An 11663-nucleotide genomic window follows, 5' to 3' on the forward strand; every position below is an offset into this window, starting at 1 on the left:
GCGCAAGCTAAAGCCAGCTCATGGACGCCGCGGGAGCAGGGGCGGTGGCAACGCCGTCAGTGCCACATTCCCGCCCGGGACATCGGGGCTCACCCGAGTTCCGGTCCGCGAAGCCGGATATAAATGAATGAAGTTCATTTAGTAAAGCAGTGACGGGAATCACGGTCAAGTCATGCGGGCAGGTTACGTGCCGGGACCGGCCCGCCCGGCCGGACTGGCCGGGCGGGCTGCAAACGGCCGAAGGCGAAAAGCGGCGGGGTCAGGCTTCGCCCCGGCGGCCCACCATCTCTTTGATCCAGATGGGCGCGAAGGGGGATGTGCAGTTCGGCGGGGTGGGGTAGTCCTTCAGCACTTCCAGCCGTTCCCCGATGTCGATGGCCCGGGTCCGGTGGTCCGCGTGTTCGATGCCGATCTGCGCCAGGGTATGGTTCATGGCCCACTGCAGGCGCTCGGCGGCGCCTTTCATTTCGGCTTCGATCGTGTCCAGGAGCCCGGACAGGTCGAGGCCCTCTGGCTTTTTCGCGACCCGCTCCGTGGTCAGGGCCCAGCCGGCGCTCGCGACCACCGGGTCCGGGTCGTCAGTCCAGGTGACGCGCAGTTGTTCAGCGTGCGGGCTCTTCTTCACCACATAGTTCACGAGCCAGTCATGCACCTTGGGGGCGCGGGCCTGGCGCAGCATGACGTCCAGTTCCTGCAGCTCGAATGCCTTTGGCCGGCAGATCAGCAGTGACAGTAAGCGGGCCGCGGCGTCATTCGTGGCCCACAACTCACGGGCGAGGTTGTGCTGGGTCTTCAGCCGCTTCGCGACCGCACGCAATGCGGACAGGTTCACGCCGTGGTCATCGCCGCGTTTCTGGTTCGCCGCGCGCATCTTCGGATCCTCAAGCGCGGCCAGTTCGGCCATCAAACCGTCAAGTGTTGTCTCCGCCATTGCTGCTCCTGCTCCCTGGCTGCCGTCCGCTCGTATTGTACGGTGGCGGGCTGCTGTCGTCCGGGTTCTGTCAGCCGCGCTGATGGCCGCCTGCCCGCGAGGCGTCAAGCCGAAGCCTAAGCGAAGCCACGGAGTGACATAGAAACACCCGATATAGTTGAAGGCACTATGGACGACCCTCCTTCACATATGCCCTGGCCCCTCACCCATTTGACCGGCAAGCCGGTTACTACGGGAGAGGGGCGCCTCCAATGAACGAATGGATCATGATCGGGATCGGCCTGATCCTGACAGTCGGCACCGGATTCTTCGTCGCATCCGAGTTTGCCCTGGTCAACCTTGACCGCAACGACCTGGAAGCTCGCCAGGCCCGGGGTGAGAAACGCCTTGCCCCCACCATCAAAGCCCTGAAAATCACCTCGACGCACCTTTCCGGTGCGCAGCTGGGCATCACCCTCACCACCCTCCTGACCGGATACACCTTTGAACCTGCCATCAGCATGCTGCTGAGTGGGCCGCTGACGGCCGCCGGGTTCCCGGAAGGCCTCGTGCCCGGGGTGGGTGCCGTCGTCGCGATTTTTATCGCCACCGTCTTCTCCATGGTGATCGGCGAACTGGTTCCCAAGAACTTCGCGCTGGCGCAGCCCCTGGCCACTGCCAAGGTGGTGATACCGTTCCAGGCCCTGTTTACCGCGGTGTTCAAGCCTGTCATCCTCCTGTTCAACAACACCGCGAACGCGGTCATCAGGTCCTTCGGCATCGAGCCCAAGGAGGAACTCTCAGGTGCCCGCAGCGCCGAGGAACTGAGCTCGCTGGTCCGCCGCTCGGCGCTGGAAGGCGTCCTTGACCTGGACCACGCGGCCCTGCTGCACCGCACGCTGCGTTTCTCCGAGCACAGCGCGGCGGATGTTCTGACGCCGCGCGTGCGGATGACCGCGGTGAACACCGATGACACGGCCGAGCAGATCATCGCGCTGGCCAGCTCCACCGGCTATTCGCGGTTTCCCGTCATCGGCCGCGACCGCGACGACGTGCTCGGCGTGCTCCACGTCAAGCAGGCCTTCGCCGTGGCCCTTGAGGAACGCGCCGGCGTCCTCGCTGCCGACCTGATGATCGAACCACTCATGGTTCCTGAATCCATGGGGGTCGACTCCCTCCTGGTGCTGCTGCGCAAGCAGGGCCTCCAGGTGGCCATCGTCTCCGACGAGCACGGCGGAACTGCCGGTATCGTCACCCTGGAGGACCTGGTGGAGGAGATCGTCGGCGAACTGGAGGATGAGCACGACCGCGCCCGTGTGGGCGTGGTCCGGACCGGGCGGTCCATCACGTTCGACGCGTCGCTGCGCCCGGACGAGCTTCTGGACCGGACAGGCATCGCCGTCCCCGACGGTGAGGACTACGACACCGTGGCCGGTTTCGTCACGGACCAGCTGGACCGCATCCCTGAACTTGGCGACGAGGCGGCCATCGACGGCGGCACCCTCCGCGTGGAGCGGGTGGCCGGCACGCACGTCGAGCGCCTCAAATTCACGCCGGAGGAATCGGCGGGGCCACCCAGAAGTGCCCACGACCGGATCATTGACAGCCTGACCCAGGAGCTGACCCATGAGTGAGTACCTTCCGGGCATCATCTGGCTCGCCGTCCTGCTGGTGGTCAACGGCTTCTTCGTCGGCGCCGAGTTCGCCGTCATCTCCGCCCGCCGTTCACAGATCGAGCCCAAGGCGGAGGCGGGCAGCAAGGCCGCGAAAACCACGCTCTGGGCCATGGAACACGCCACGCTCATGCTGGCCACCAGCCAGCTGGGCATCACCGTCTGCTCGCTGGTGATCCTGAACGTCTCCGAGCCGGCGATCCACCACCTGCTGGAGATCCCCTTGGGCCTGACGTCCCTGTCCGCTGAAACCATCGGAATCATCGCCTTCGTGGCGGCGCTGCTGCTGGTGACCTTCCTGCATGTGGTCCTCGGCGAGATGGTCCCCAAGAACATCTCGTTCTCGGTGCCAACCCGCGCCGCGCTCATCCTGGCCCCGCCGCTGGTGATGGTGGCGCGCGTGTTCAAGCCGGTCATCTGGACCTTGAACGGCATCGCCAACTCCATCCTCCGCCTGTTCCGGGTGGAGCCCAAGGACGAGGCCACCAGCGCCTACACCCTGGACGAGGTGGCGAACATCGTCGAGCAATCCACGAGGGAAGGCGTCCTGACCGACAACACCGGTGCCCTCACCGCAGCCTTCGAGTTTACGGAGAAGACCGTGGCCGACGTCGAGGTTCCCATCACGGAGATGGTGCTCCTGCCGGCGTCATCGACTCCGGCAGACATCCAGCGGGCCGTTGCCGAGCACGGGTACTCCCGGTACATCGTGACCGACGACGACGGCGACCCCTCCGGTTACCTTCACCTGAAGGACGTTATGGACCTCACCACACCGGAAAAGTTCACCCGGCCGGTGCCGGAGAAACGGATCCGCCGACTGGCCTCGACCTTCCGCGGCAGCGAACTGGAGGATGCCCTCGCGACCATGCGCCGCACCGGCGCCCACGTGGCCCGGGTGTTCGACACGCGCGGGAACACCACGGGGGTGCTGTTCCTCGAGGACATCATCGAGGAACTGGTGGGCGAGGTACAGGACGTCACCAGCAGCTAGGGCCGGCAAACCTTGGCTGAGCCGACGGACACAACGAAGTCCGGTGGCTGACGGCTGATGCCGCCGGCCACCGGACTCGGTGTATTTGATGGAGATTACTTGTTGATTACCGTCAGGGGTCCTGCCGTGCCGCCTACCGTCGACTCGATCCAGACGGTGCCGGGGTTGGTGGTGCCTGCGGCGGCGTTGCGGAGCCGAAGGGTGTAGACGCCGCCCGTTGCCGGTGCCACAGCTGCGGTGACGGCTGCCTGGCCCAGGATCCTGCCGGCCGGGCCACCGACGCGGAAGGTGATGGTGGCGCCGACCACGGAGCCGGTGCCGTTGACCCGGAAGTCGCCGGTCTTCCACTGCGCGCCGCTGATGGTCACGCGGTCCGGAACGGGGACCACCTTGACCTCATCTGTCCGTGTCTGGCCGCCCGCGGTCACCGTCAGCCGGAAGGTCAGCGGGCTGGTGGTCATCGGCGTCCGGAAGACCGGAAGGCTGAACGTCGGCTTGAGCGTGGTGGCTCCGGTCAGCGACACCTTGTTGGGGTCGGTCGCGCTGCTCAGGACCTGCTCCCACTGGTAGGTGGCGCCCGTGGTGGTGGAGCCGGTGCCGTCAAGCGTGACGGTGGTGGCCGTAGTACGGCGGACAACGTTCTGGTCCGGTCCGGCGACGGCAACCAGGGCACCCTGGACGGTGACCGCCGCGGTCTTCTCCGACTCCGGGCCCATGCCGTTGCTGTTGGAAGCCCGGACCGTGAACCCGTAGGCCGTGTCGCCGCTGAGTCCGTCGTAGACCAAGGACGTGACGTTCCCTGCCGTTGTCTTGGCCGGGCCGAACGCCGTGCCGTCAGAGGTGTAGGCCTGGACGGTGTAACCCGTGATGGTCAGTCCCGCGGCGCCCGGGTTGGGTGCGGTCCAGGACAGGTTTGCCGTGCCCTGGCCCACCACGGGTGCGCCCGTGAACGTCGGAGCCGCCGGTACCGGGTCATTGGTGACGGTGAAAAGGACCTCGCTGATGGCGGAGACGTTGCCCGAAGGGTCGAAGGCCGCAAACTTCAAGGTGGTCGTGGATGCGATCTCCATCGGTCCTGTGTAGTGGATCGCGTCGGGTGCAAGCACGCCGCCCGACAGGACAGGATCGGAGCCGTCGATTGTGTAGTAGATGTCGCTGCCCGTCTCGCTGGCCGTCAGGGTGACCGTCTGGGCCACAGCCGTGCTGCCGCCGTTGGGGGTGGCAGACACCGTTGGAGCCGTGGCGTCCGTGACCGGGATTGCGTGTGCGGCCGGGAACGTCTCGCCGACGCTGCTGACACCGACCACGTAGACGTCGTAATCCTCATTGGCGGAGAGACCGGTGATCGTGGTGCCGGTGGCTGCCTGGCCTGAGATGCGCTTGCCGATCTCCACCTGCTCGCTGCCGGTCACGGTCCTGCCGACTGCGACGGCGCGGTAGCCGGTGATTGCAGGGGTGCCGGGGATGGCTTCAGCCGGCGTCCAGTTCAGCTTCAGGCCGCCGGAAACCTTGGCGGCCGTGATGCCGGAGGGCGCGGGAGGCCCGGACTGCAGCGGGCCGTTGGGGCAGCCACCCATGCCGGGGCCGCCGGGCTCGCCGTATTCGGCGATCGTCAGGCCCTGCCGGTTGGCGTCTGCGTCTTCGAACTCCCAGGCCATGGCGCGTTCGCCAAGCCCGGCGTTCGCAGCGATTTCGGCGTTGGCAGCGTCATCGAAGACATATGTGGCGGTGAACGTATCGCCCGTGACTTCCAGCCCGGAGGAGTAGCCGCCCTTATCCGACGGCGTGAGGGGGCCGGGGATGGCGCGGATGTCGCGGCGGCCGATGCTGGTGTCCTTCAGCGCCGGCTCAATGATGCGCTGTTCCAGCTGGGCGGGATTGACGCTGGCTCCGATGTGTCCCTTGACCGTGATGGTGCTGCCGCTGAGCTCGGCATCACCCGTCACGTAGGTGTCCTGCACGGTGGTTTCACCGGCGGCGGTTGTGCCGAACTTCATGGAGACGATGTCACCGGGACGGATATCGGGCGTGACAGCAAGACCGGTGCCGGCACCCCAGCAGACGCCGCCGGGGTGGTTGACCTCAAAGGCGACGCCGCCGGCGTCGACCACTGCTTCTGCCGAGCCGATGACCTTGCCGGCGCGCTTGACCTCGAGGGTGGCAGTCTCACCGGCGTGCCCCTCATACCCCTCAATGGAGACGAAGTCGCGGTCGGGGAAGACAACGATGTTGTCCGGGAAGGTAGGCACAGCCGCGCTGGCGGCCGGGATGGCGAACAGGGATGTTGAGCAGATGACTGCGGAGACGGTGGCAAGGACACCGGCCCTGCGGCCGCCGGGAAGGCGGGACGTGTGCGCCCCCGGCTCGTTTTGTGCTGGTTTCATGATGACCTCATCGATCCGAGGTGCGCGACCTTCACGCACAATCACAGAATCAAGAAGTCCCCTTGGGGAAACGCTGGGCGTTTCGGCTTGGAAAAACGCGCTGCGGCACCAACTTGGCCGCGCTTTTGGCCCCCCACATTAAGGGGCCACTGAGGGGGAGGAAGATGATTTGCCCACGTCAGTGCGGGCATTTCCGGCGTTCAGCCGTTCGCGGGACGGGAACCCCCCACGGGGACGGGAACCCCCACTTCCCCCTCTGCGGGGGGATCAGAACCCCGGGTTTCCCCAAGGGAATGCCCGGAAACCGGGCAGCCTTAGCCTTGGCGGGCCTTCTTAGCCGCCTTCTTGGCGGACTCTTCCTTGACCCGCTGGGCTTCGGCGCGGACGGCGGCGTGGGTAGCCCGCTCGGCAACCAGCCAGGCAGGGGGAGCCTGCAGCAGCGCGGTGATCTCCGCCGTCGTCAGCGCCTCTTCAACGCCGCCGCGGGCAAGGCCGCTGATGGAGATGTTGAGCTTCTGCGCCACCACCGGGCGTGGGTGCGGGCCGTTGCGGCGCAGTTCGGCCAGCCACTCCGGCGGGTTGGACTGCAGCTCCGCGAACTCTGCGCGGGTGATGGTTGAATCCTGGAACTCCTGGGGCGTCGCAGGCAGGTAGATGCCAAGCTTCTTGGCAACGGTGGCCGGCTTCATGGACTGGGAGTTAGCAGAGGTCATGCATTAAGGGTATCCGCCTGGGCCTGTTTCCCTGACCACGGCCCGTGGCCAACGCGCCCCGCGCTGTGCCGGTGGCAGTACTGTGAAGATGTGCCCGCTGAAGATGAACCCACCCTGGACCCGGCTTCGCCGGAGTCCCCGCCCCGCGAGCTCCGCTTTGCCTACGTCGCAGGCGTCACGCCGGGCAAGTGGATCCGGCGCTGGGAGGAACGGATGCCGCACGTTCCCCTGCGTTCGTTCATGTCCGACGGCGGCACGCAGCTTTCGGTGCTGCGTGACGGTTCGGCGGACCTCAGCTTTGTCCGCCTTCCGGTGGAGCGCGAAGGCCTGAACGTCATCCCGCTGTACGAGGAACAGCCCGTGGTGGTGGCGCCCAAGGGCCATGAAATCACCGTGTTCGAGGACGTGGCGCTTGAGGACCTGGCGGAAGAAACCCTTCTCGACGCCGATGAACTGGGCGGGCCGGAAATGGCCCTGCAGGTGGTGGCAACAGGCGCGGGCCTGCTGATACTTCCCATGTCCGTCGCCCGGCATTTCAACACCAAGGACACTGTGGCCCGCCGCCTCACAGGCGCGCCGGGAACCCAGATCGCGCTCGCCTGGCCCATCGATGCCACGGACGAGGTCATTGAAGAGTTCATCGGCATTGTCCGCGGCCGCACGGCACAGAGCTCACGGCAGCCGTCCGCGCAGCAGGAGAAGCCGAAGAAGGCGCCTAAGCCGGACCGCCGCGGCGGCGCCGGTGCCGGCGGCAAGAAGCCAAAAGTCGCCCAGCGCTACGCACCCAACCCGGACAAGGGGAAGGGCCGCGGTTCGCGGAAGAAGGGCAAGCGGTAACTGGTGTTGCCAAAGTGACGCGCGCAGGTCCACAGTGAAGTAGGTCACGCCGAGGCCGGAACCCCGGCCGCGGTTCCAACAGAAACGGTTCCAACAGAACCGGCTCCGCTGTGGAGGTCACCATGAGCACGACGTCCCATGAAGTGTTCGACGCCACCCCCGAAGGTGACGCACCGGAGCTGAAACGGGTCCTCGGACCAAAGCTCCTGCTTCTCTTCATCGTCGGCGACATCCTCGGCGCGGGCGTGTATGCGGTCACCGGGACCATGGCCGGCACGGTGGGCGGCATCGTGTGGCTGCCGTTCCTGCTGGCATTCGTCGTCGCGACCCTCACTGCGTTCTCCTACCTCGAGCTGGTCACGCAGTACCCTCAGGCGGCAGGGGCAGCCCTGTACACGCACAAGGCGTTCGGGATCCACTTCGTCACCTTCCTGGTGGCGTTCGCCGTCGTCTGCTCCGGCATCACCAGCGCGTCGACCTCCGCGAACGTGCTCGCCCAGAATTTCTTCGGTGGCCTGGAAATTAACGGCTGGATGGGACTGCCCGGACAGGGCGTGATCACAGCGGTGGCGATGGGGTTCATGCTGCTGCTGGCGGTGATCAACCTTCGCGGCGTGGGGGAGAGCGTGAAATTCAACGTGGTGCTGACCCTGGTGGAGATGACCGCCCTGTGCATTGTGATCGGCGTCGGCTTCTTTGTCATGACCCAGGGCACCGGAAATGCGGGGGAGATCTTCGTCTTCAACGACTACCAGGACAAAGGACTCTTCCTGGCGGTCACCGCGGCCACCTCAATCGCCTTCTTCGCGATGGTCGGTTTCGAAGATTCCGTGAACATGGTGGAGGAGACCCAGCACCCGGAGAAGATCTTCCCCCGGACCATGCTGACCGGTCTCGGCATAGCGGTGATCCTCTACATGCTGGTTGCCGTATCCGTGGTCAGCGTTCTCTCACCCACCGAGCTGGAAAACATCCGGGAGGCCGAAGGCGCCGCGCTCCTGGAGGTGGTGCACAAGGGCTCACCTGACTTCCCGATCGACAGGATCTTCCCGTTCCTGGCGGTGTTCGCCGTCGCCAACACTGCGCTGATCAACATGCTGATGGCCAGCCGCCTGATCTACGGGATGGCTCGCCAGCGCGTCCTGCCCCCGGCGCTTGGAAAAGTTCTGCCGGTTCGCCGTACCCCGTGGGCGGGGATCGTGTTCTCCACCGTCCTGGCGCTGGGCCTGATCTGGTACGTCACCAGCGATCCGGAGAGCAACATCGTGGCCAATCTCTCCGGCACCACCGCGTTCCTGCTGCTGTGCGTCTTCACGGTGGTGAACGTGGCCTGCCTTATTCTTCGTCGGAAGCGTGACCCCAACCGCGAGGTGTTCTTCACTTCCCCGGGGCAGCTGCCGCTTGTGGCCGCGCTGCTGTGTGCCTTCCTCGCCGGCCCGTGGGTGGGTCGAAACGTCATCCAGTACCAGATCGCCGGCGGACTGATGGCGATCGGCGTCGCGCTGTGGTTCATTACCTGGCTGATCAACCGGCGGACCAACCGCACGGCGGGAACCGGCGCGGACGAGGCCTAACCACTCACAAGAGGCAGCACCGCCCGCAACCTGCGGGCGGTGCTGCCTGGCAGTGCTGGGGCCGTTACCGGGTGCCGGTGGTGAAGCTCCAGGCCGTGCTGGCCAGGGGAGTGCCGGCCACATCACGTACCGCGGCGGGGCCGCCCGTGATGGCAGCGGTGTACCTGGTGCTGGCCGCTAGGGTGGCGGCCGGGTTGAGGATCCACTGGTTGGTGGTCCCGTTGCGGGTGACGGTGGCTGCCACCGCCGCACCGGTGGCGGCGTTCTTCAGGGTGAATGTGGTGGTGCCTACGCCGTTGACCGGCTTGCTGAACGTTGCGGTGATGTTGGCCGTCCGGAGCACCCCGGTCGCGTTCACACCCGGGGCCCGGGAGGACACGGTGGGCGCGGCGCTTGTGGTGAACCGCCAGCTGGTTGAGGCCAGCGGCCGGTTGGCCAGATCGCGGATGGTGGCCGTGCCGCCGGTCAGGGTGGCGGTGTAGGCAGTGCTCGGGGTGAGCAGCGCGGTGGGGTCGAGCGTTGCGCGCCGGGTGGCCTGGTCGTAGGTCACGGTCGCCGGGATCGTGACCCCGGCGGCGTTCTTCAGTGTGAAGGTGCTGCCGGAGACGCCCTGGACGAACTCACTGAAAGTGGCTGTGACGTTCGTGCCCGTACCCACGCCGGTGGCGGCTGAGGCGGGTGCCCGGCCCGTGACGGTCGGAGCCACCGTATCCGCAGGGCCGATCTGCACGGTCCGGGTGGCTACGGCGCTGACGTTGCCGGCGGCATCCGTTGCCCGCACGTTGAACACGTAGGTCCCGTTGGCCTGGGCGTCCCAGGTTTTGGGGGCGGCGCAGGTGGGATCCCAGTCCGTGTTGCTGGGCAGGAGCTGGCATTCGAACCTGGCTCCGGCTTCACTGCTGAAGTTCAGCGTCGGCGTGTTGTCCAGGGTCGGCGTGGACGGGAAGGGTGCGATGACCGAGGCCACGGGCGCGGCACTGTCCACGGTGAATGTCAGCGTCGGAGAGGTCAGGTGCTGCGGAACGCCTGCCGGCACGACTCCCGTCAGCGGGTCGGGCACGTAGGCCGGGTTGGCGGTCCGGGACTGTATTTTGTGGACGCCCTGGCTGAGCGGCGCCAGCCGGGCGGTGTAGTTTCCGCCGGCCAGGGTGGTGGCCACGGGGGTTGCCGCGCCGTCCACAATCAGCTGCACGGGTGCTGTGCTTCCGGCCGGCAAGGCACCGGTGAAGGTGGGTGCCGTGACATTGGTGATGTTGTCCGTGGCGGAACGTCCGCTGTCGCTGGCTGCCGCCAGGTCCGGGGTGGAGGGTGCGCCGTCGGATCCTTCGGCTATCAGTCCCTGCACGGTGAACGTGCTGACGGTGAGGGTGTTGATTCCCGGGCCGCCGGCGTTGGGCCCAGTGATGACGACGGCGTTGGTGCCGGAGGGTGCCCCGGTGACCGCCCGTGGGGTGTTGATGTCGCCCAGGGTTCCGGGCGCGGCGCCCACCTGGCGAAGGAAGGTCGCCGTGCTGCCGGCCTTGTAGTCGCCCAGGAAGGCGGCGCCGACTCCTGCCCAGTTACAGGGCGCGGTGGGGCTCGGGGCGCATACGCCCGAGTCAATCGTGGTCTTGATTCTGCCCACCGCAGGGTTCTTGGGATCTGCTTCGGAGGTGAGCACATTCACGCCGTAAGGGTGCGTGATGGTGTAGGCGGTGTTCGGCAGGATGTTCTCGACGATGAACCGGAGCCGGGCGAAGCCCATCTGTTCCCCGGGCTCCACGACGCCGTTGGTGTGGGCGCCTTCGAGCGCCGCCTCGTAGAGCCGCAGGTTTCCACCGGCGGCCTCGGCAGCGAACCAGAAGGCTTCCTCGGGGAAATTGTCCGGATACGACGCCGGCGCGGCGGGGTCAGGCGGCTCGGAGAGGCAGCCGGCACCGGCCATGTAGCAAAGCTGCAGCTTCACCGTGCCGTCGGAAAACCAGGCGGGAAAGCCGTTGGACGGATCCACGGGTCCCACGCCTGCGGTGGCGGCGCTCGCCGGCATTGCAGCCAGTGGCGATACGGCAGCTGCCAGCAGGGCCCCGGCGGCAACAGTTGCCAGTCCGCCCCTGAACCGTGTTCGGTGGTATTTTGCAAACATGGTGACTCCTTCTGTGCTCAAGATGGCCCCCAGAACCTCTTAGGCCAGGCCAGGTGATTGCCACCGACCAAGGCAAGCTTCAAATAAAGACCTTGGATAAATGCCCGGCGGGTCCACCCTCAAAAGAGCCCCCGTCCACCTGTAAGGGGGGACCATCTGCGGGGAAGACAACCCCCAGGGCGACCCACCGCGGTGACCCACCCCAGTGATCGGAACGTCTTGGCAGCAGGTTCAGGACTGACCAGCTGCGGCGGATCCCTCTGCCCGTCCGGCGTCCTGGCCCCGGCAACCGCGGAGGTGTGCCAGCAGGGCCTGTTCCGGACTTCCGGGATTCTCGCCGAGGTGCCGCAGCAGCGCCATCCGTACGTTCATGTCCGTTGCCTCGTCAGTGAGGACGTGGCTGATGACGCCCATGATCTGGCGCCGAAGGCCTTCCTCCTGCATGGGACCACGCTC

Annotated in this window: 9 protein-coding genes; 4 read left to right on the forward strand and 5 right to left on the reverse strand. The window is 66.5% G+C overall.

Annotation, left to right across the window (positions count from 1 at the left end; translation table 11 throughout):
* Positions 1-259: 259 nt before the first annotated feature.
* Entirely contained in the window at positions 260-931 is a 672-nt protein-coding gene (locus tag ARGLB_RS12200) for a DNA alkylation repair protein (RefSeq protein ID WP_003802852.1), read from the reverse strand.
* Between the two features lie 251 nt (positions 932-1182).
* On the opposite strand from ARGLB_RS12200, the gene ARGLB_RS12205 reads away from it, so the two are divergent.
* Both ARGLB_RS12205 and ARGLB_RS12210 read left to right on the forward strand, forming a co-directional pair.
* A complete protein-coding gene (locus ARGLB_RS12205; RefSeq protein ID WP_003802854.1) occupies positions 1183-2544 on the forward strand; it encodes a hemolysin family protein in 1362 nt (453 codons plus the stop codon).
* Positions 2537-3577 carry a hemolysin family protein gene (locus tag ARGLB_RS12210; RefSeq protein ID WP_003802855.1) on the forward strand — a complete coding sequence of 347 codons (1041 nt, stop codon included), beginning with the start codon at positions 2537-2539 and terminating at the stop codon, positions 3575-3577. The genes ARGLB_RS12205 and ARGLB_RS12210 overlap by 8 nt, the downstream gene beginning before the upstream one ends.
* A gap of 95 nt (positions 3578-3672) precedes the next feature.
* Here ARGLB_RS12210 and ARGLB_RS12215 read toward each other — a convergent pair whose 3' ends face one another.
* Entirely contained in the window at positions 3673-5961 is a 2289-nt protein-coding gene (locus ARGLB_RS12215; protein ID WP_003802857.1) for a fibronectin type III domain-containing protein, read from the reverse strand.
* Positions 5962-6275: 314 nt separating this feature from the next.
* Positions 6276-6674 carry a DUF5997 family protein gene (locus tag ARGLB_RS12220; RefSeq protein ID WP_003802859.1) on the reverse strand — a complete coding sequence of 133 codons (399 nt, stop codon included), beginning with the start codon at positions 6672-6674 and terminating at the stop codon, positions 6276-6278.
* Positions 6675-6764: 90 nt separating this feature from the next.
* Here ARGLB_RS12220 and ARGLB_RS12225 point away from each other — a divergent pair, with 90 nt between their 5' ends.
* Positions 6765-7511 carry a LysR family transcriptional regulator substrate-binding protein gene (locus ARGLB_RS12225; RefSeq protein ID WP_003802862.1) on the forward strand — a complete coding sequence of 249 codons (747 nt, stop codon included), beginning with the start codon at positions 6765-6767 and terminating at the stop codon, positions 7509-7511.
* Between the two features lie 122 nt (positions 7512-7633).
* On the forward strand, positions 7634-9085 hold the full coding sequence (locus ARGLB_RS12230; RefSeq protein WP_003802864.1) for an APC family permease: 1452 nt from the start codon (positions 7634-7636) through the stop codon (positions 9083-9085).
* Between the two features lie 64 nt (positions 9086-9149).
* Here the strand turns inward: ARGLB_RS12230 and ARGLB_RS22450 are convergent, their stop codons facing one another.
* The gene (locus ARGLB_RS22450; protein ID WP_003802866.1) at positions 9150-11207 is read right to left on the reverse strand and encodes an Ig-like domain-containing protein; all 2058 of its coding nucleotides are present in this window, start codon (positions 11205-11207) and stop codon (positions 9150-9152) included.
* A gap of 231 nt (positions 11208-11438) precedes the next feature.
* A complete protein-coding gene (locus tag ARGLB_RS12240; protein ID WP_003802868.1) occupies positions 11439-11651 on the reverse strand; it encodes a hypothetical protein in 213 nt (70 codons plus the stop codon).
* Positions 11652-11663 lie beyond the last annotated feature (12 nt).

This window comes from Arthrobacter globiformis NBRC 12137 (assembly GCF_000238915.1).
GTDB lineage: Bacteria > Actinomycetota > Actinomycetes > Actinomycetales > Micrococcaceae > Arthrobacter > Arthrobacter globiformis.